Origin of the sequence: Pelomonas parva (assembly GCF_043555835.1) — a bacterium.
Lineage (GTDB): Bacteria > Pseudomonadota > Gammaproteobacteria > Burkholderiales > Burkholderiaceae_C > Pelomonas > Pelomonas parva.
Window position 1 is genome coordinate 54131 of sequence record NZ_JBIGHV010000009.1, and the last position, 18384, is coordinate 72514.

Here is an 18384-nt window from a genome sequence, read left to right on the forward strand (position 1 = left end):
ATTCCGAATGTGGCGGCGAGGCAATGGATCTCTGCGCCGCTCACTCAGAAGTGAGCGGGCATGGTGGGCAAGCCATGCAAAGTTGATTCGCGCCACCAGGGGCGAGCAACGCGCTGAAGAACGGGGTTGGCCGTGTCGTCACGATGCCAAGCAGCGCCGGCCGGGCGCGGCGCGGGACTACCCGTTGTTGACGGACCCGCCTGACGGCACTATCTGGCTGACATGGCACCTACCCACGCGACCACCGAGCCGATCCGCTTGCTTCGAGCGCTGGGCGGCCGCCGCGGAGGCCATCAGGGGAAGACGCCCCATCACCGCCGGCCGGAGGGCCGCTCGTACCAGCCCGTGGGTGTGATGTAGGCCACGAGCTGCTCGCCGATGGCGATGCGCCAGGCCCACCTTGCGGGGCTGGCGTCGAAGGAGAACCGCGCAGCGCCCAAGGTCACCCCCGGGTGCCGGGCGCGCACCCCGTCGATCAGCCGCTGCGGCGGCGCGCTGAAGTACGTTGCCTGCGGCCACGCCGCCAGGTCGCGCGGCCCGGCGCCGAAGGCGCTGACCTGGGCCACGCGCCCGCCCAGGTCCACACGCACATAGCCGCAGGCGTGCTCGCCTTGCAGCAAGGGCACCAGCCAGAACGCGGGCGCGCCGCCCTCATCGCTGGCCAGCAGCGGCGCACCGGCCTGCGCGTCGTGCAGGCCGGACATGGCCGGGTCGCCCATGACGGGCGGCGCTTGCACCGCCTGCAGGGCAGCCTGGCGGATGGGCTCAGCAGTCGATGTTGGCGTAGACATAGTTGGTGTGCGTCACCGAGTCCCAGTCTTCCCAGGTGATGGCGCCGCCCTGGGCGTAGTCGGCATTCCAGGGCCAGGGGTCGTAGATGTAGAGCTTCTTGTCGGTGGTGGTGCCGGCCAGAGACCAGCGCGCATGCGAGTAGCCGGCGCAGGCGCGCGCATGGCCGGAGATGCCGCTCTTGAACGGCCGCTGCAGGTTGATCTGGTCGCGGGCCTTCTCCCAGGTGGCGTCCTCGTCGTAGCTGGACGCCAGGTGGTTGCAGGTCAGCGCCCGGTAGCCGGCACTGACATCGCGCGGGCAGCCGTCACCGGCGGTGTAGCCCAGGGCCGGGGCGATCTGGTCCTGCGTGTAGTAGTAACGGTAGAAGCACAGGATCATCTGGGCGGTGGCCACGGAGCAGTAGTCGTTGACCTGCTGCGCGTGCAGCGCAAAGCAGTGGTGCGAGCGCGCATGCGTGTGGCTGTAATGGTCGCAGAACGACAGCAGGCGGGTGGTGTTCTGCGTCAGCGTCCACTTGAGCTTGGCGAGCACCGGCGTGAGCGTGCGGGCCGCCGTGATCTCCTTGCGCAGCGCGGGCTTGATGCTGACGCGGTCGGCCTCGATCTTCTTGAAGCGGGCGACGCGCTGCTTGCGCTGCACGTCGGGAATGGCGTCGTAGACCGACCAGGCGTAGAAGCCCTCGCGGTCGTCGTCCTTGCGCTCGGGCACGCGGGCGAAGGAGGCCACGTCGTAGATGGCGCGGGCTGCTCCCTGCGGCCCGTCCATCTCGAACATCACGCCCAGCTTGGGGTAGCTGTAGCAGACCAGCTTGGGCTCGGCGATCTTGGCGCCCCTGAACTCGCGCTTGACCAGCGGCGTGAGCTTCTTAACTGCGGCCTCGAAGCTCCAGGGCCGCGCGCCAATCTCGGACGACACGACACCGGCGCCCAGCACCTGGCTGGCCGCCACGCGCACGTTGCCGAACACCTCGCCCGTCTTGCCGACCTCGAAGTCGTAGAACAGCGGCTGTCCGTTGATGTCGTGGATGACCAGCGGCGTCTTGCGGACGGTGCCGGCCGTCCAGTCCCGCAGCACGGGAATGCCAGCGGTGGCGTTCTTCAGCACGCCGACGAGGGCGTGTTCGACCAGCTCCTCGCGGGCGATCATGAGCTGGGCTTCGGGGTAGCGACTTGTGGCCATGCGATGTCTCCGTGAGCCCTTGCCGGGCCATGTTGGGACTCAGGACACTAGGCGGTGGCGCGCGGGATTCATAGCCCCAAGTCTGCGAGTCGTCCTGCAGACGGATGACGGCGGCAAGCGCCTGCCAGGTCATCGCGTCCAGCGCATCGACGGAACGGATGCTCATCGTCCGCCACCCCCATCCGGTCGTCGATTCACGACCCGTCGCCGAGCTTTTCGTGCGGTTTGAGCAACCGTTTCGCCCAGCCATGCTGCGCTTGCTACCCTTCCGGCCGATCACGACCCAAGTCGTGGCGAGGCAGGGAGAGGCTGATGATTGTTCCGAGCTACTGGGCCGAGGCCCGCACCACCGCGCGAGCGAAAGGCCGTGACATCACGCTGCGGCGCTTTGGCTGGTCCGACACCAGCGCCGCGGACGCGCAAGCCCAGGCCGAGTTGCGCGTGGCCGATGCGGCACAGCGGGCGGCCAGCGGCGAGACCGTGCCGCGCCGTGACCTGAAGCTGCCCTACAACGGCGCCCAGGGCCTGCCCATCCGCGAAGAGGTGCTGGCCCGCCACGGCGAGGCCGTCATCACGCGCAATGCCTACGGCGCGCGCTGCCTGAACGTGCCGAACCTGCTGATCGCCGATGTGGACTTCGGGACCAAGCTGCCCGCAGCACTCCGGGTAGGCCTGCAACTGCTGCTCGTCTGCGTGAGCGTGGCGGTTCTCCTCGCGCTCGGTGTCGGGGTGGTGGGCATCATCGGCGCCATCGGCAGCTACTTGCTGGGCAGCGTGCTCACTCATGGGCTTGCCAAGCGCCGGAGCCACACCAGCGAGAAGGGCGCGCAGCAACGCATCAAGGATTTCATGGCCAGCCACACCGACTGGCGTCTGCGCATCTACCGCACACCGGCAGGCCTGCGGCTCATCGCCACGCATGCGCACATGGCGGCCGACGCGGCACAGACCCGCGAATTCTTCGATGCCGTCGGCACCGATCCGATCTACGCCCGCATGTGCCTGAACCAGCACTGCTTCCGCGCCCGCCTGACCGCCAAGCCTTGGCGCATCGGCATCCCTGGCCGTCTCAAACCGCGCCCTGGCGTCTGGCCCATTCGCCCGGAGCGCCTGCCGGAGCGCGAAGCCTGGATGCAGCGCTACGAACGGGAAGCCGAGGCCTATGCCGCCTGCCGGTATTTGCAGACGCTGGGCAATGGCCGGGAAGATCCCGACCTGCTGGCCCTCGTCGCGCTGCACGATGCGCAGTCGAAGGCGCTGGACGACAGCCGGCCATTGGCTTGAAGCATCCGCAGCTCGCCATTTCGCCGTCCGCACCCACAAGTCAGGTGGCCGCTCAGCAATCGTCCTGGTCGTGGGCGTCCCGTTACTGGTTGCCTGGACTTCATCGCTTCCGCCCCGGTAGGCGTGCGATCTTGGCTGCCCTCGGAGCATTGGCATTCGCCATCTGGCTGTGTATGCCGCCGCAAGGGCTTTGGCGCTGTGTCGTCACCGAGGACGAGAGCAGGCCCGACCAAACGGATTCCATCACGCAAACGTTCTTCTGGACCGACCCGCGTCCTCATCCGGGCACGACATGGAGTGCCGGACCTCGGCGTTGAAGCTCTCACTCCTCCCAGCGGAACCGCCACACCGCCACCAGCGCAAACACGGCGCTGAAGCCCAGCATCACCGCGCTCGGCAGCAGCGCGTCGGCGAAGCCCAGCCCGCGCCAGGTCATCGCGTCCAGCGCGTCGATGGCCCAGCGTGTCGGCACGGCCAGCGACACGGTCTGCAGCCACTCGGGGAAGATGAAGGCCGGCACCCAGGCGCCGCCCAGCATGACCATCAAGAGCGTCGCCAGGATGGCCAGGCCGCGCGTGGCTTCCGGGGTGCGGCCTAACGCGGCGACCAGCAGGCCGAAGCTGGCCGTTAGCAGCGAGAAGCAGACCAGCACGAGTGCGAAGCCCGGCCAGCTGCCCAGCACGCGCACGCCGAAGGCGGCGATGGCCACGGCGTAGATGACGGCGAAGACGATCAGCGAGATCAGCGTGCTGGCGACGATGCGGCTGCCCAGCAGCTGGGCGCGCGACAGCGGCGCCGCGCGCAGCCGCTTCCACAGGCCCAGGCGGCGCATCAGCAGCAGGCCTGCGGCCATGTCGACACTGGCCATCAGGATGAACTGCACGCCCATGCCGGCGAAGGAATGGGCGTAGCTGTTGTAGGCCACGGGCGCGGCGTTGGCAGTGGACTGCACGGCCTCGATCTCGCGCGTCGTGTAGGGCATGGACAGGCCGCCGCCCTCGGGCGCTGAAGCCGCTGCAGCGGGCTCATGGCGCTGCACGCTGCCGATGGCGTCGAACATCCGCGTCAGGTCGGCACGCTGCGCATCGGGCATGCTGGCCGCGCCGCTGACCTGGCGCTGCATGTCGGCCAGGCCGGCCGGGCTCAGCGTCGAGCGGCTGACCTCCTGCATCAGGGTCTGCGCCAGCAGCCCGCGCACGACGGCCAGCACCGTGGCCTGCGAGGGGTCGTAGTGCAGCACGATCTCGGGCTTGGCGGCGCCGCCGAACATCGCGCCACCGGCCTGATCGCCCAGGCCCTTGGGCAGCACGGCCACGGCGCGCAGCTTGCCCGCGCGCACCTGGGCCAGCGCGTCGGCCTCGTCGGTGACGGTGGTCTTCAGCGAGGCCTCGGCCTGCAGCGCCGCGACGACGCGTTGCGACAGCGCGCTGCCGTCCAGGTCGACCACGCCGACGGCGATGCCGGCCATCTTGGTGTTGCTGCCGAACAGGCTGCCGAAGAACGCGGCAATGAGGATGGGCGCGACGATGCTGAGCAGCACGGCGCGGCGGTTGGAGAAGTGCAGCTTCAGTTCTGCACGGACGAGGGCGAGCAAGGCTTGCATGTCGGATGTCCTCAATCGCGCAGGGCGCGGCCGGTCAGTTGCAGGAAGACGTCTTCAAGCGTGGCCCGCGCCGTGGCGAGGCCGCGCACCTTGACGCCGCGCTCGGCCAGCGCGGCGAGCAGCGGGCCGGTGTCGCGGCCGATGTCGGTCATGCGCGCGTCCAGCCGCTGGCCCACGCGCTGCACGCCGGGCAAGCCCGCCAGCGCCGCGTCGTCCGGCTCGCCGTCGAGTTCGACCTGCAGCGTCTGCGCCGCCGGCAGCAGCGCGAACAGTTGGGCCTGCGTGCCGCTGGCCACCACGCGGCCGTGGTCGACGATGACGATGCGGTCGGCCAGGCGTTCGGCCTCCTCCATGTAGTGCGTCGTGTAGATCAGCGCCTTGCCGGCCGCCTTCAACATCTCCAGGTTGTCGAAGATGGCATTGCGGCTCTGTGGGTCGACGCCGGCGGTGGGCTCGTCGAGCAGCAGCACGTCGGGGTCGTGGATCAACGCGCAGGCGATGTTCAGCCGCCGCTTCATGCCGCCGGAGAAGGTCGACGGCTTGTCCTTGGCGCGGTCGCTCAGGCCCACCATGGCCAGCACCTCGTCGGTGCGGCGCTTCAGCAGGTCCGCCGGCATGCCGTAGAGGGCGCCGAAGAGTTCGAGGTTCATGCGCGCGGGCAGTTCCTCGTACAGCGCGATGTCCTGCGGCACCAGGCCGATGCGGCGCTTGTAGCCAGCTTCATCCGACGCCAGGCTCAGGCCGCCGGACAGCGTCACCGTGCCCGCGTCGGGCACGGTCAGGCCGCTGATGATGCCCACCGTCGTCGACTTGCCGGCGCCGTTCGGGCCCAGCAGTCCCAGCACCTCGCCGGGCCGCAGCGCGAGGCTGACCTCATGCACCGCCACTCGATCCCCGTAAGCCTTGCGCAGGCCTCGGGCCGTCAGCACTTCGTCGTTCATGACTCACCTCATTCATCGAATTGGGGCGAATGCTATGGCGGCGCCGAACCGGCCTCGCCACGGCTGCGACGAATGGCAAGCCGGGTGCGCGAATCGACAGCCCGCGCGGCGAGGAGCCTGTGGCCTCCTGGGCAATACTCGCGGCATGAAGGCACGCATAGGCATCATCGGCACGGGCTGGGTCGGCACCAGCGTCGCGTTTTCCACGCTGCTCGCCGGGCACGCACGTGAACTCTGGCTGTACGACCAGCGCGGCGCGGTCGCCGAGGGCGAGGCCATGGACTTGTCCGACGGCGCGGCCTTCTACCCGCGCTGCACGGTCAGCGCCGTGCCGCTGGCGCAGATGCGCGAGGCCGACATCGTCGTGCTGGCCGCCGGCCGCAACGGCAAGCCGGACGAAAGCCGGCTGGACCTGCTGCGCGACAACGCCCGCATCGCCGCCGGCATGGGCCGGGCGCTGGCCGGCTTTGGCGGCATCGTCATCGTCGTCACCAACCCGGTGGACGTGCTGACACGCGTGGTGGCGGCCGCCGCCGGCCTGCCGCCCGAGCGCGTCATCGGCACCGGCACGATGCTGGACACGGCGCGGCTGCGCGAGCGCTTGGCCGGCCACCTGAAGGTGTCGCCCACGTCGGTGCATGCGCAGGTGGTGGGCGAGCATGGCGACTCGTCGGTGATGCTGTGGAGCGGCGCCAACGTGGGCGGCGTGCCGCTGCGCGACTGGCCCGGCTGGCCGGCGGACGAGGAGCCCACGCTGGCCGGCCACGTGCGCCGCGCGGCCTACGACGTCATCCAGCGCAAGGGCGCCACCAACCACGCCATCGGCCTGGTGACGGCCGAGCTGATCGGCTGCATCGTCAACGACGAGCGCCGGCTGCTGCCGGTCAGCCGCGTGCAGCAGGGCGCCTGCGGGCTGCGCGGCATGGCGCTGTCGCTGCCGTCGCTGGTGGGCGCGGGCGGCGCGGTGCAGGTCATGGAGCCGGCGATGGACGCGGCCGAGCGCGAAGCGCTGGCGGCATCGGCCGTCGTGCTGGAGCGGGCCTTTGCCTCGCTCGCCGGCTGAGGGCGCGCGCATGTCTGCCCATCACCCTGACCGTCGCCGCCTGCTGCTGGGCGGCCTGGCCCTGCCCGTGCTGACCGCCTGCGGCGGCGGTGGAGGCGCTGCGCCGAGCCCTGCGCCCGCCCCTGCACCCGCGCCGCCGCTGGCCGACATCCCGGCCCTCAAGACCCATTTCGCCGCCCATTTCAAGATCGGCATGGCCGCCGACCCCAACGGCTACAGGAACGCCATCGCCAACCCGGTGATCCTCAAGCACGCCAACTCCATCACCGGCGAGAACTGCTTCAAGCCCGCCAGCCTCGGCGCCTCGCCCGGTGCCTACAACTGGGCCACGGCCGATGAGCTGGTCGCCTTCGCCGCCGCCAACGGCATGGTCGTGCGCGGCCACACGCTGTGCTGGCATTCGCAGACGCCCGACTGGTTCTTCACCGGCACGGCCGCCGAGGTGCGCACCAGGCTCGAGACCTATGTCCGCGATGTCGTGACGCACTTCAAGGGCAAGGTGGCCTGCTGGGACGTCGTCAACGAATGCACCAGCGACGACGGCAGCTCGGCCTGGCGCAACTCCCGCTGGTTGCAGATCCTCGGGCCCGAATACATCGAGATCGCGCTGCGCGCCGCCCGCACCGCAGACCCGGACGCCAAGCTCTTCATCAACGACTACGGGACCGAAGACCCGGCCAAGCTCGCGCGCCTGATGACCATCGTGGCCGACGTCCAGGCCCGGGGCGCACCGCTCGACGGCGTGGGCCACCAGCTGCACGTCAGCATCACCTCGCCGACGATGGCCAATGTCGACAACGCGCTGCGCAGCGTCGCCAACAAGGGCCTCATCAACCACGTCACCGAACTGGACGTCTCGCTCTACAGCGACCCCGGCTCCTGCTTCTCCAGCAGGACCGGCTGCGCGGCCGACATCACCGGCGACCCCACGCTGCTGGCCGCTGCGCTGAAGGCCCAGGCCTTGCAGTACCGCGCGCTGTTCAACGTCTTCAAGCAGCACGCCAGCCTGCAGAGCGTCACGACCTGGGGCATTGCGGACAACAGCACGTGGCTGTCGGGATTTCCGATTGCGCGGGGGAACCGGCCGCTGCTGTTCGACACGGCGGGGGCGCCGAAGCCTGCGGCCAGGGCGATCACGGATGACGGCTACGTGCCGTGAGGCGGCGTCGCGGGGTCGGACGCACTTCTTGATCTGACGCGGCAGCCGTGCCGGCTGCGCTCGTGTCAGTCGATCTTCTTCTTGCGCAGCTCCCAGGCCGCGTCGGTGCACAGGCCACACTGCGGGCCGACGAAGGCGCGCGCGGCCTGCATGTCGCCGCGCAGTTGCCAGTCCAGCCAGGCCACGACGGCGGCGGCCGCCTTGCCGCCGTGGGGCTGCATGTAGGTGCCGCCGTGGCCCGCACCGAGCAGGTTGGCGACGGCGACCGGCACATGAGCGATGCGGGCGAAGTCGTCCATGCCGTTGGCGTAGGCGATGTCGCTCGGGCCGCCGAGCACGTAGAAGGTCGGCGTGTGCAGCTGGTCGAGCAGCGACTTGGGCTGGTCCATCTCCACGTGCTTGATGCCCGTGCCGGGGATGAAGAGACCGCTGTTCATGACGACGACCGTCTTCACGCGCGGATCGGGTGCCACGCGCAGCGCCTGGATGCCGCCGCAGCTGAAGCCCGAGACGGCAATGGCCTTCGCGTCGAACTTGCCGAAATAGGGGCTCTTGGCGTCGGCGTTCTGCGCCAGCGCCCAGTCGATGGCAGCGAGCAAGCCGGTGTAGCTGGTGGGCGGCGGCGGGAAGACCGGCCGGCCTTCGGCGTCGAGCTGGCGCGGCGGCTGGGGCTGCGCCGGCGCGGTGGCGCCCGGGCCCGAGCGGATGCGGCCGAGCGCCACGGCGACGTAGCCGTGTGAGGCGATCTCCAGCAGGTGCATGCGCGAGCTGGCGCCGTCGTCGGAGCAGGCGCCGTTGCCGAAGACATAGAGGCCGAGTTGCCCCGGCTTGACGCCTGCGAGGCTGGCCGGGCGGTAGATGACGTGATCGGGCAGCGACGCCACCTCCTCCTTCAGCGCCGGCCATGCGCCGCTGCCGGCAGTGTCGGGCGGGTCGGCCGGCGTGGCGGCTGCCTGGGCCTGGGCCTGGGCCGGCAGCGCAGCGCAGGCCAGCAGCAGGGTCAAAACAAGGCGGGACGACATCATGCGCGGCAGTGGGAGTGGGGTGGCGAATTCTGTGCCGCCCGGTCCGGGCGCTGCCAGCCAGGCGAGCGAAGAAGAAAACAGGCAACCGATGCCGGCTCGCGAAGCCGGCACCTCAGCGCAGGCGAAATTCGAGGGCTCTGGCGCCCACCTCACCCCGCCGCCAACGCCCACCCGACCGCCTGGTGCTCAAGGATGGGCAAGCCGATGGTCAAGCAGCACCCCAGCCTGCAAAGCGTCACGGCCTGGGGCATTGCGGACAACGGCACGTGGCTGGCTGGATTTCCCATTTCGCGGGAGAACCGGCCGCTGCTGTTCGACACGACGGGAGCGCCCAAGCCGGCGGCCAGGGCGATCACGGATGACGGCTACGTGCCAGCCCGGATACCGGCCCGCGCAGCCGGCTCATGACAGCGCCGGCTGACGGGCCTCGCGCCATGCCGCCAGTTCATCCGCCGCCATGGGCCGCGCATACAGGAACCCTTGCAGCTCGTCACAGCCGGCGTCGCGCAGCACGGTGGCTTCGCTGGCCAGCTCCACGCCTTCGGCCACCACCTTCAACCCCAGCGTGTGGCCCAGGCCGATGATGGCCATCGTGATGGCGCGGTCGGTCGGGTCGTCCAGCATGTCGTGCACGAAGCTGCGGTCGATCTTGAGCTTGTCGATGGGGAAGCGGTTCAGGTAGGCTAGGCTGGAATAGCCGGTGCCGAAATCGTCGATGGCCAGCGTCACACCGAGCGCGCGCAGCGCGTGCAGGCGCTGCAGGTTGGCCTCGGCATCCACCATCACCATCGATTCGGTCAGCTCCAGTTCCAGCTCACCCGGCAGCACGCCGTGGCGAGCCATGCTGTCGCGCACCACGTCGATCAGCTCGTCGCCCTGCAGCTGCCGCGCCGACAGGTTGATCGACACCGACAGCGACGGCCAGCCGGCATCGCGCCAGCGGGCGATCTGCGCGCAGGCCTGCTCCACCACCCAGTCGCCCATGGGCACGATGAGACCGGAGTCCTCGGCCAGCGGGATGAACTGCGCCGGCGACACCTGCCCCATCTCCGGGTGCACCCAGCGCAACAAGCCTTCCACGCCAGCCAGCGAACCATCACGCGCCCGCACCCGGGGCTGCCAGTGCAGGTGCAGCTGCCCCTGCTCCGCCGCGTGGCGCAGCTGGCCAAGCATCTGCAGCCGTGCCTGGGCGCGTTCGGTCATGCCCACGGTGAAGAACTGCGCGTTGTCCTTGCCGTTGGCCTTGGCCTGGTACATCGCGGTGTCGGCGTGGCGCATCAGCTCATCGAGGTCGGTGGCGTCGTCGGGATAGAGCGCGACGCCCACGCTGCAGGACACATGCAGCTCGCTGCCTTCCACCGGATGAACTTCGCGGATGCGCGGGATCAGCCGCTCGTGCACGATCTGCGCCACTTCGTCGGCACCGTCCACACCCGCCAGCACGATGACGAACTCGTCGCCGCCCAGGCGGCTGACGGTGTCGCCCTCGCGCACGCCAGCCAGCAGCCGCTGCGCCACCGACCGCAGCAGGCCGTCGCCGATGTGGTGACCCAGCGAATCGTTGATGTCCTTGAAGCGGTCCAGGTCGATGAACAGCACCGCCACCTGGCGGCCCGTGCGCTTGGCCTGTTGCACCGCCATGCGCAGGCGTTCGGTGCACAGCGCACGATTGGGCAGTTCGGTCAGCACGTCGTGTTCAGCCAGGAAGCGGATGCGCTCCTCGCTGCGCTTGCGGTCGCTGATGTCGATGGAGGTGACGATGTAGTGCGACACCTCGGCCGACCCGTGGCGCACGGCGCTCACCATCAGCCAGGCCGGGTATTCGCTGCCATTGCGGCGCCGCATCGCCGCTTCGCCCTGCCAGGTGCCACGCAGCTGCACCGTGGGCCAGGCGGCCTCGGGCAGGCGCAGCGCCTCGGGCCGCTCGCCCACCACGTCCTGCAGCTCCAGCCCGGTGTGGCGCGTGAAGGCCTGGTTGACGGTCAGGGTGCGGCGGTCGGCGTCGAGGATCACGATGCCCTCGCTCGACGCCTCGAACACCTTGGCCCAGAGCTGCAGCCGGCGCTCCATCAGCTTCAGGTGGTTGATGGGCGCAAAGGCCGTGACCACCGCCTCGCGGCCCTGGTACTGCAGGCGGCGCGCCGACAGCACGGCCCAGGCGGGTTCGGCGCCGCCGGTCCAGCGCACCTCGAACTCGTCCACCCCGCCGCGGTCCGACAACTGCTGGAAGAAACGCGCCCGCACCTGCGATTCGAGCCCGGCCTTCCAGGGGTCGTCGCGGCGCCCGGCCAGCCAGGCCTCGGCCGGCGGGTTGAGGTGCAAGACCTCGTGGCCAGGGATCGCGGTGACCACCAGTGGGATCGGCGTGGCCTCCACCAGCGCACGCTCCACCTCGGCCGCGCGCGCGCTGGCGGCCAGCTCCTTCTGCGCCTCGCGCTCGTGGTCCAGCTGGGCCAGCATGTCGTTGAAGGCCACCACCAGGCGACCGATCTCGTCGCTGCTTTGCCAACTGGCACGCAGGCGATGGTCGCCGGTGCGACGCACGGTGTCGGCCACGCCCGACAGGTGGCGCAGCGGGTGCGCGATCTGGTGCGCGACGAAGGTCACCACGCCCAGGATGGCCAGCAGCAGCGTCAGCGCCGTGCCCAGGTGCAGCCACATGCGCTGATACAGGCCGTCGATGCGCTGCGCCAGCAGCCGGTCCATCTCCGCGTTGGCGGCGGCCCAGCTGCCTTGCAAGGTGTCGACCAGCGTGCGCTGCGCCGCGCGGGCGGTGGCGTAGAGCGCCGTGTCTCCCGGCCGCTCGGCCGAGCGGCTGGCCGCCGAGCGAAAAGCCGCGATGGCGCCGGCCAGCGCCTGTTCGTGGGGCTGCAGGGCCGCCCTCAGGGCCGGGTCACCGGCGGCGAAGCCCTCCGCGTGGTCGGATCGGATGCCTTGGGCCGTGGCATCCAGCCGGCCTTCCAGGATCAGGTAGCGCGTGCGCTGCGTCGCATCGGTCTGGCCCATCTCGCGGCCCAGGGCCTGCACCTGCTCCAGCAGTTCGGGGTAACGCAACACGAGCAGCGACATCGTGTAGTAGCTGGCCAGGTCGGGGTCCAGGATCAGGTTGGACTGGTTGGCCACGCGCGTCAGCAAGTCCCGGCCCTGCACCAGCACCAGGTCCACGGCCGGGCCGGCATCGGCCGGGGGCACGGCCCGCGCCGCAGCGAGCGCGCTCTGCGCAGCGGCGGCCAGCGCGGCACTGTCCAGGCCCGGCCCATGCGCGAGTTCGGCCTGGGCCACGGCGGTGACCGCCGGCCCCAAGCCGGCCTGGGCCTGAAGGTCGCCGGCGCCAAACCGCGCGGCACCGATCAGCCCGTCGCGCACGCCGCTCACATAGGCGTTGCCCTGCACCTCCTTGCGCGCGAAGTCGATGGCGATGAACTTTTCGTTGATCAGGATGCCGCTGACGAAGATCACGGCGGTCAGGTCAAGCAGATAGATCAGCATCAGCTTGCGGCCGACACTGAGGCGCGCGATCAGACGGCTGAAATCGGGCAGGCGCATGCAACTTCCGGGGCGGTGGTTCTAGGGTGTCGGCGGGCGCCGACGGGATAGCTTCTAGCCGTGCTGCATTGCAGCATGAAACCGGCCATCGCCTGGCCAGCGCGCACCCTTTCACCCCGCCGCCAACGCCCGCCCGATCAGGATCTTCTGCACCTCGCTCGTCCCCTCGTAGATCTGGCACACCCGCACATCGCGGTAGATGCGCTCGACGGGGAAGTCGCTGAGGTAGCCGTAGCCGCCGTGGATCTGGATGGCATCGGAGCAGACGCGCTCGGCCATCTCGCTGGCGAAGAGCTTGGCCATGGCGGCCTCTTTCAAACAAGGCCGGCCGGCGTCTTTCAGGCTGGCGGCATGCCAGATCAGCTGGCGGGCGGCCTCGATCTGCGTGGCCATGTCGGCCAGCTTGAACTGCACCGCCTGATGCTCAAAGATGGGCTGGCCGAAGGTGACGCGGTCGCGGCTGTAGCGCAGCGCCGCCTCGAACGCGGCCCGGGCCATGCCCACCGCCTGCGACGCGATGCCGATGCGCCCGCCCTCCAGGCCCGACAGCGCGATCTTCAGTCCCTGGCCTTCCTCGCCCAGCCGGTTGGCGGCGGGCACGCGGCAGTTCTCGAACAGGATCTGCGCCGTGTCGCTGCTGTGCTGGCCCATCTTCTCTTCGATGCGCGCGACCGTGTAGCCGGGCGTGGCGGTGGGCACGAGGAAGGCGCTGATGCCCTTCTTGCCGGCGGCCTTGTCGGTCACGGCCATGACGATGGCAACGTCGCCATGCTTGCCGCTGGTGATGAACTGCTTGACGCCGTTGAGCACATAGTCGTCGCCATCTCTCACAGCGGTGGTGCGCAGGCCGCCGGCCTCGGAGCCGACGTGCGGCTCGGTCAGGCAGAAGGCACCCAGCATGTCGCCGCGCGCCAGGGGTCTGAGGAAGCGCTCCTTCTGGTCGTCGTTGCCGAAGCCCATCAGGACGGAGCAGACCGGGCAGTTGTTGACGCTGACGACCGTGCTGGTGCCGCCGTCACCGGCGGCGATTTCTTCAAGGATGACGGCCAGGGCCAGGTAGTCCAGGCCGGCGCCGTCCCACTCGGTGGGCACGGCGACGCCGTAGCAGCCCAGGCCGGCCAGGCCCTTCAGCTGTTCGGCGGGGAAGTGGTGGCTCTTGTCCCAGGCGGCGGCGTGGGGAGCGATCTCGGCCTGCACGAAGGCGCGGATAGCGTCTTGCACGGCGAGGTGGTCTTCGGACAGGAGCATGGTGAGCTCGACCTCTGGTGTTGCGGTGAGCCATTGTCCAACCGCGCGCCACGGGATCACCGCAAAGCGAGCCGCCTCTACAGCGCCGGCAGCCTGATCGGCTCGCGCGAGACCTTCGGCCCCAGGCGCGCCTGGCAGCCCGCAAAGATCTGGCCTTCGGCCTTGCGCTCGATGAGGACTCCGGCCGGCAACGGCTGACCCTGCAAGGTTGCCAGCAGCGTCTGGCGCAGCAGTTCCAGGTCGGAATGCCGGGCGGCGTAGCCCGCCAAGTGACCGCCCGGCACTTCGAGCAGCCAGCGTGTCACCGTGTTCCGCCAGGCGGGCCAGGGCGTGGTTTCTATCCAGGGCTCAGCCTGAAACACTTCGCAGGCGGCCGGCCCCGTCGCCGGCAGCGTCGCCAGATGCCGCAGCCAGCGCGCGTCGCTGTCTTGCCGGCTCTGCTCCGGCATGACGCCCAGCGCGAACCGGCACTGCTGGCGCTCAAGCCACGACACCACCGGCTGCCCCTCGGCGTCCTTCGCCTGGTGGCAGCCGCGCACCGGGTCCACCATGTCGCTGATCACCTCGCGGCGGAACTGGGCCTCGTGGGGAACTCAGCCTGCGATGCCCTTCACCAGCAACGTCCCCCGCCCGATGACGCAGGGGTGGGCATGCCGCACCGTCGCGCGGCCGTCCACGTGGGCCAGCCAGCCGCCCAGCGTGGCGTTCCATTCCACGGTGGCCACGCGCCAGTGCAACACCAGTTCCTGCTCGGCAAACACGGGTGCCTTGAAGGCGAAGTTGAAGTTCAGGCACAGCAGTTCGCGGTCGTTGCCGTCGTCGCTGCGCGAGAAGTGGCTGGCCGCCAGGCCGATCATCATGGCTGTCGTCTGCTGGCCGCTGGCGATGATCTCGCCATGGCGGGCGCGCTGGGCCGCCTGGGTGTCGAAGTGCAGCGGGTTGGTGTCGTTCGTCAGCCGGGCGAAGGTGGCGATGTCCTCGCGGGTGAAACGCACGACGCGCTCGCAGGTCTCGCCGACGCTGACGAGGGTGCTGGTGCCGGATTCGGCGACGGGGGCGTCCATCATTTCTCCTGGTACTGCAGTTTGGGAGCGACCCGGCGAGCAACTCGCGGGGTCCGATTCAATATAAGCAAGCAAGATGCCCGGAGCATGACGTTAGCAGCGGTCACCACCTGCTCGGAGGTAACAAATCCTTGCGCCGGTGACGTGTGGCAACCGGCGTACCCGCTCACCCCCTCAGGGCCAGCCCTGCTCGTTCTGAGCCTTGGGCGGCTGGGCCAACACCCACATGAAGTACAGCGCCTTGGCGGCCTTGGCACGGCTGACGATTGTCTGCGGCTCCAGAGCATCGCCGTTGAGCATGCGGCCGCGCGCGATGCCCCGCTCCGAACGGATCAGCCCCAGCTCGTAGGCCTGACGCACCTGGGGGCCCAGCGCGGGCGTGACCTGGGCGCTGTCGACCAGCGCCGCCCAGGGCAGCAAGGGGTCGTAGCGCGCATGGCGTGCGCCGCCGTCCAGGTTGGGGTCGCGCGCCGCGGCGGCAACGGCACCGGCGCCGTTGTAGTCAGTCATGTAGGCCGGCTTGCTGCGGAACTTCGCCTCGTAGGCGCGCAACAGCAGCACCGCCATGGCCTCGCGGGTCAGCGGCCCGGTGCCTGCAAGCTCCTCTGGCGGCAGCTTCAGCAGCCGGGCCAGGGCGGTGGCGAACTCGCCTGAATCCATGGGCTGGCCAGGATTGAACAGCCGCTGCGCATCCACGCTCAGCACACCCAGCTGCAGCAACTTCTCGATCTGGTTGCGGTAGTAGGCGCCCTCGCCGTCGACGATGTCGCGCGCGATCTCGGGGTAGACGGCCGACCAGTCGCCCGCCGCCAGCGCCGCCTTCACGTCGGGGCGCAGCCAGGCCGTCACACTGCCCGCCAGAGCGTCGCCCTGCCCGGCCAGCCGCGCCAGCTCGGTGACGACCAACCGCGCGTACTGCCGGGACATCGCCTCCTTGAAATGCGTGCCGTCGATCTTGTCCGCCGGGTGGCCGTTGGCATAGCTGCCGGTGTTGGTCTTGCCTGGCGTCTCGCCGGCCTCGATGGACATGACCATCGCCGTGACGGCCGCCGGACCGGCCTGGTTGTAGAACTGCACGCTGCGCGCGTTCAGGTCGACGACCGGCACGCCCAGCTCGGCCCCCAGGCGGCGCAGCAGCGCCGGGAAGCGCCGCGTCTGGAAGGAGTCCACATAGGCCTCGCCCGGTTTCAGCGCGCCGGGCACGCGCGCCATCGGCGTCACCAGCACCGGGCGCAGGCCGCGCGCCCGGATGGCGGGCAGATAGACCTCGCGGATCAGCTCCTCCACCATCGCCTCACTGCCGCCCCGGCCCCAGCGGCGGGCCTCGTCGGTGCTCTCGTCGTTGTGGCCGAACTGGATCAGCACCACGTCGCCCATCCGTGCGGCCAGCAGCAGGCCGTTCAGCCGCCCTTCGGTGTAGGCGCTGCGCCAGGAGCGCCCGCCCATGGCGTAGTTCTGCAGCCTGACCTGCTCCGTGTCGAACAGCCGCCCCAGCACCTGGCCCCAGCCGCTCATGGGCGCCTCGTCGAAGGTGTAGGTCTTCATCGTCGAGTCGCCCAGCGTGAACAGCGTCGGCAACGTGCCCGCCGCGCGCGGCTCGGGCGGCAGCGGCTGCAGCTCGACCTCCTCCAGCCCCACGGCCACGCGGGGCCGGCGCGGCTCCACCTCGATGTCGATGAAGCCGCGGCCGTTGACGTGGCGGTAGTGCCAGTCACGGCCCTGCACCCTCATGCGATTGCGGTTGGGTAGCCGGCTGGCGGCATCCCAGAACGACGTGGACAGCAGCCGGCTGGTCTGCAGCCCGCTGATGGACACGGTCGCCTCGTCCGCGCCCACGGTCGTGCGCACGCGCACCGCATAGGCGCCCGGCGGCGCGGCGATGCGAAAGGCCAGGCCGTGGTGGTTGGCGTCGTCGCCGGTCTCGAGGTCGGGCTCGCTGATGGTGGCGCCCTCCGCCGCGCTGCGCACCGTCGCGACGTGCACGCTGCGCGCCGGCAGCGCCGACGTGCGCTCGACAAAGCCGTAGCCGGTGGCCGCGTCGAAACGTGGCGCGCCGCCGTCGCTGCTCCAGCGCAGGCTGACCGCGCCGGGCGCGGGCGTGGCCGCGAAACTGAAGTGCAACGGGGGCGCTGCAGACGCCGCCAGGCTCAGCGCCAGTGCGGCGGCGCCGAGGAGCGCCCGCAGCGCCCTCACCAGGCCAGCCTCTGGCCGTCGTAGTTGAAGAAGCTGCCGGTGTCCGACGGCTTCACGCTCGCCAGCACGGTGCGCATGCCGGCGATGCTGGTGGCGGTGTCGATGTCGGCGCCCGCACCGCCCATGTCGGTGCGCACCCAGCCGGGGTGGAAGCTGATGACGGTGGCCTTGCCGGCAAGCGCCAGCGACGCGTCCTTCATCACCGAGTTCACCGCCGCCTTGGAGGCCCGGTAGAGCCAGCCGGCCGTGCTGGTGCGCAGCCCGATGGAGCCCATCCTGGACGAGATGATGGCCACGCGCGCACCGGGCGCCAGCGCCTCCGCGATCTGCGGCAGCAACCGCATGGGGCCCAGCACGTTGGTGTGCATGACGGCGTCGAAGTCGGCCACCGTGGGCGTCTCCAGGCCTGCCGTCTCGGGGCCGTAGACGCCGGCATTGATGACGACGACATCGAAGCGCTCACCGTCGATCAGCCAGGCCAGGCCCGACACGCTGGCCGTGTCTGCCACGTCCAGCGTCAGCGCCAGGGCGCCATGCTCGCGCAGCCGGCCCAGCGCCGTCTCGTCACGCGCCGTGGCCGTGATGCGCGCCCCGGCCGCGCGGTACTGGCGGACGAACTCGAAGCCGAGGCCGCGCGACGCGCCGATGATGAGGACGTTCATGGTTTGGTGAGCGCCAGCTTGGCCGCGAGCAGAGTGAAAAGTCCGGCGCCGCCGAGGTTCAGGCCGCGCCCCACCCAGGGGTGCGGTTTGGTGCGGCGCAGTGGCGCGACGAGGGCGATCAAGGCCAGCATGAACAGCAGGCCCTGGACGATGAACCAGCCCCCCAGGAACAAGAAGGCCAGCGTCTTGTTCGGCGCGGCAGCGTCGATGAACTGCGGCAGCAGCGCCAGGAAGAACAGCGCCACCTTGGGGTTCAGCGCATTCGTGAAGAAGCCCTGTCGCGCCGTGCGCCACAGCGAGGGGGGCGCGCTGACTTCGCCCGCCACTGAAGGCTTGAACCCGGCGCGCGCCATTCCCCACGCCACGTAGAGCAGATACGCCGCACCCACGTACTTCAGAACCGCGAAGGCCTCGGCCGAAGTCGCCAGCAGCGCCGCCAGCCCGAACGCCGCCGCCAGCGTGTGCAGCACGCAGCCGCCCATGATGCCGACCGCCGCCGCCACGCCCTGGCGCCAGCCGCCACGCAAGGTGGCGGCCACCGCGTAGGCCATGTCGACGCCGGGCGTCGCGTTCAGCACGAACACGGTGACGGCGAATAGCGGCAGGTCGTGGGTGCCGAGCATGG

At 70.1% G+C, this 18384-nt stretch carries 16 protein-coding genes; 4 read left to right on the forward strand and 12 right to left on the reverse strand.

The features are described from left to right. Nucleotides 1–311: 311 nt before the first annotated feature. Together ACG00Y_RS22115 and ACG00Y_RS22120 are read right to left on the reverse strand one after the other, a co-directional pair. Complete coding sequence (locus tag ACG00Y_RS22115; protein WP_394482661.1) at nt 312–791, reverse strand: hypothetical protein; 480 nt, start codon at nt 789–791, stop codon at nt 312–314. Further along, entirely contained in the window at nt 766–1971 is a 1206-nt protein-coding gene (locus ACG00Y_RS22120; RefSeq protein WP_394482663.1) for a C39 family peptidase, read from the reverse strand. Before ACG00Y_RS22120 ends, ACG00Y_RS22115 begins: the two co-directional genes overlap by 26 nt. 312 nt (nt 1972–2283) lie before the next feature. Between ACG00Y_RS22120 and ACG00Y_RS22125 the strand changes: the two genes are divergently transcribed. After that, nucleotides 2284–3255, forward strand: a complete 972-nt coding sequence (locus ACG00Y_RS22125) for a hypothetical protein (RefSeq protein ID WP_394482664.1) — start codon at nt 2284–2286, stop codon at nt 3253–3255. A 322-nt stretch (nt 3256–3577) separates the two neighbouring features. Here the strand turns inward: ACG00Y_RS22125 and ACG00Y_RS22130 are convergent, their stop codons facing one another. Beyond that, nucleotides 3578–4858: an ABC transporter permease gene (locus tag ACG00Y_RS22130; protein WP_394482665.1), complete on the reverse strand. Its 1281-nt coding sequence runs from the start codon at nt 4856–4858 to the stop codon at nt 3578–3580. Between the two features lie 11 nt (nt 4859–4869). Further along, entirely contained in the window at nt 4870–5799 is a 930-nt protein-coding gene (locus ACG00Y_RS22135) for an ABC transporter ATP-binding protein (protein WP_394482667.1), read from the reverse strand. 145 nt (nt 5800–5944) lie between these two features. Between ACG00Y_RS22135 and ACG00Y_RS22140 the strand changes: the two genes are divergently transcribed. Both ACG00Y_RS22140 and ACG00Y_RS22145 read left to right on the forward strand, forming a co-directional pair. After that, the gene (locus tag ACG00Y_RS22140) at nt 5945–6862 is read left to right on the forward strand and encodes a lactate/malate family dehydrogenase (RefSeq protein ID WP_394482668.1); all 918 of its coding nucleotides are present in this window, start codon (nt 5945–5947) and stop codon (nt 6860–6862) included. Between the two features lie 10 nt (nt 6863–6872). Further along, nucleotides 6873–8021, forward strand: a complete 1149-nt coding sequence (locus ACG00Y_RS22145; protein ID WP_394482669.1) for an endo-1,4-beta-xylanase — start codon at nt 6873–6875, stop codon at nt 8019–8021. Between the two features lie 65 nt (nt 8022–8086). Here ACG00Y_RS22145 and ACG00Y_RS22150 read toward each other — a convergent pair whose 3' ends face one another. Next, nucleotides 8087–9046: an alpha/beta hydrolase gene (locus ACG00Y_RS22150; protein WP_394482670.1), complete on the reverse strand. Its 960-nt coding sequence runs from the start codon at nt 9044–9046 to the stop codon at nt 8087–8089. Between the two features lie 192 nt (nt 9047–9238). On the opposite strand from ACG00Y_RS22150, the gene ACG00Y_RS22155 reads away from it, so the two are divergent. Next, nucleotides 9239–9454: an endo-1,4-beta-xylanase gene (locus ACG00Y_RS22155; protein WP_394482671.1), complete on the forward strand. Its 216-nt coding sequence runs from the start codon at nt 9239–9241 to the stop codon at nt 9452–9454. On the opposite strand, the gene ACG00Y_RS22160 is transcribed toward ACG00Y_RS22155, so the two are convergent. The 7 genes from ACG00Y_RS22160 to ACG00Y_RS22190 form a co-directional block, all read right to left on the reverse strand. Continuing rightward, nucleotides 9449–12592, reverse strand: coding sequence for an EAL domain-containing protein (locus ACG00Y_RS22160; protein ID WP_394482673.1), 3144 nt, complete (start codon nt 12590–12592; stop codon nt 9449–9451). The two genes, ACG00Y_RS22155 and ACG00Y_RS22160, sit on opposite strands and share 6 nt — an antisense overlap. 111 nt (nt 12593–12703) lie before the next feature. Further along, nucleotides 12704–13840 (reverse strand): acyl-CoA dehydrogenase family protein, encoded by a 1137-nt coding sequence (locus ACG00Y_RS22165; protein ID WP_394482674.1) that lies wholly within the window; start codon nt 13838–13840, stop codon nt 12704–12706. 77 nt (nt 13841–13917) lie between these two features. Next, on the reverse strand, nt 13918–14391 hold the full coding sequence (locus tag ACG00Y_RS22170; protein WP_394482675.1) for a hypothetical protein: 474 nt from the start codon (nt 14389–14391) through the stop codon (nt 13918–13920). A gap of 42 nt (nt 14392–14433) precedes the next feature. Next, nucleotides 14434–14904, reverse strand: coding sequence for a MaoC family dehydratase (locus tag ACG00Y_RS22175; protein ID WP_394482676.1), 471 nt, complete (start codon nt 14902–14904; stop codon nt 14434–14436). A 174-nt stretch (nt 14905–15078) separates the two neighbouring features. Next, nucleotides 15079–17097, reverse strand: a complete 2019-nt coding sequence (locus tag ACG00Y_RS22180) for a GDSL-type esterase/lipase family protein (RefSeq protein WP_394482677.1) — start codon at nt 17095–17097, stop codon at nt 15079–15081. After that, the gene (locus ACG00Y_RS22185) at nt 17094–17759 is read right to left on the reverse strand and encodes an SDR family oxidoreductase (RefSeq protein ID WP_394482678.1); all 666 of its coding nucleotides are present in this window, start codon (nt 17757–17759) and stop codon (nt 17094–17096) included. Before ACG00Y_RS22185 ends, ACG00Y_RS22180 begins: the two co-directional genes overlap by 4 nt. Continuing rightward, nucleotides 17756–18382, reverse strand: coding sequence for a LysE family translocator (locus tag ACG00Y_RS22190; RefSeq protein ID WP_394482679.1), 627 nt, complete (start codon nt 18380–18382; stop codon nt 17756–17758). Before ACG00Y_RS22190 ends, ACG00Y_RS22185 begins: the two co-directional genes overlap by 4 nt. Nucleotides 18383–18384 lie beyond the last annotated feature (2 nt).

Excerpts from the sequence above, each read along its gene's own strand:
- ACG00Y_RS22115 (WP_394482661.1), bottom strand. The coding sequence starts at position 791 with ATGTCTACGCCAACATCGACTGCTGAGCCCATCCGCCAGGCTGCCCTG.
- ACG00Y_RS22120 (WP_394482663.1), bottom strand. The coding sequence starts at position 1,971 with ATGGCCACAAGTCGCTACCCCGAAGCCCAGCTCATGATCGCCCGCGAG.
- ACG00Y_RS22125 (WP_394482664.1), top strand. The coding sequence starts at position 2,284 with ATGATTGTTCCGAGCTACTGGGCCGAGGCCCGCACCACCGCGCGAGCG.
- ACG00Y_RS22130 (WP_394482665.1), bottom strand. The coding sequence starts at position 4,858 with ATGCAAGCCTTGCTCGCCCTCGTCCGTGCAGAACTGAAGCTGCACTTC.
- ACG00Y_RS22135 (WP_394482667.1), bottom strand. The coding sequence starts at position 5,799 with ATGAACGACGAAGTGCTGACGGCCCGAGGCCTGCGCAAGGCTTACGGG.
- ACG00Y_RS22140 (WP_394482668.1), top strand. The coding sequence starts at position 5,945 with ATGAAGGCACGCATAGGCATCATCGGCACGGGCTGGGTCGGCACCAGC.
- ACG00Y_RS22145 (WP_394482669.1), top strand. The coding sequence starts at position 6,873 with ATGTCTGCCCATCACCCTGACCGTCGCCGCCTGCTGCTGGGCGGCCTG.
- ACG00Y_RS22150 (WP_394482670.1), bottom strand. The coding sequence starts at position 9,046 with ATGATGTCGTCCCGCCTTGTTTTGACCCTGCTGCTGGCCTGCGCTGCG.
- ACG00Y_RS22155 (WP_394482671.1), top strand. The coding sequence starts at position 9,239 with ATGGGCAAGCCGATGGTCAAGCAGCACCCCAGCCTGCAAAGCGTCACG.
- ACG00Y_RS22160 (WP_394482673.1), bottom strand. The coding sequence starts at position 12,592 with ATGCGCCTGCCCGATTTCAGCCGTCTGATCGCGCGCCTCAGTGTCGGC.
- ACG00Y_RS22165 (WP_394482674.1), bottom strand. The coding sequence starts at position 13,840 with ATGCTCCTGTCCGAAGACCACCTCGCCGTGCAAGACGCTATCCGCGCC.
- ACG00Y_RS22170 (WP_394482675.1), bottom strand. The coding sequence starts at position 14,391 with ATGGTGGACCCGGTGCGCGGCTGCCACCAGGCGAAGGACGCCGAGGGG.
- ACG00Y_RS22175 (WP_394482676.1), bottom strand. The coding sequence starts at position 14,904 with ATGGACGCCCCCGTCGCCGAATCCGGCACCAGCACCCTCGTCAGCGTC.
- ACG00Y_RS22185 (WP_394482678.1), bottom strand. The coding sequence starts at position 17,759 with ATGAACGTCCTCATCATCGGCGCGTCGCGCGGCCTCGGCTTCGAGTTC.
- ACG00Y_RS22190 (WP_394482679.1), bottom strand. The coding sequence starts at position 18,382 with ATGCTCGGCACCCACGACCTGCCGCTATTCGCCGTCACCGTGTTCGTG.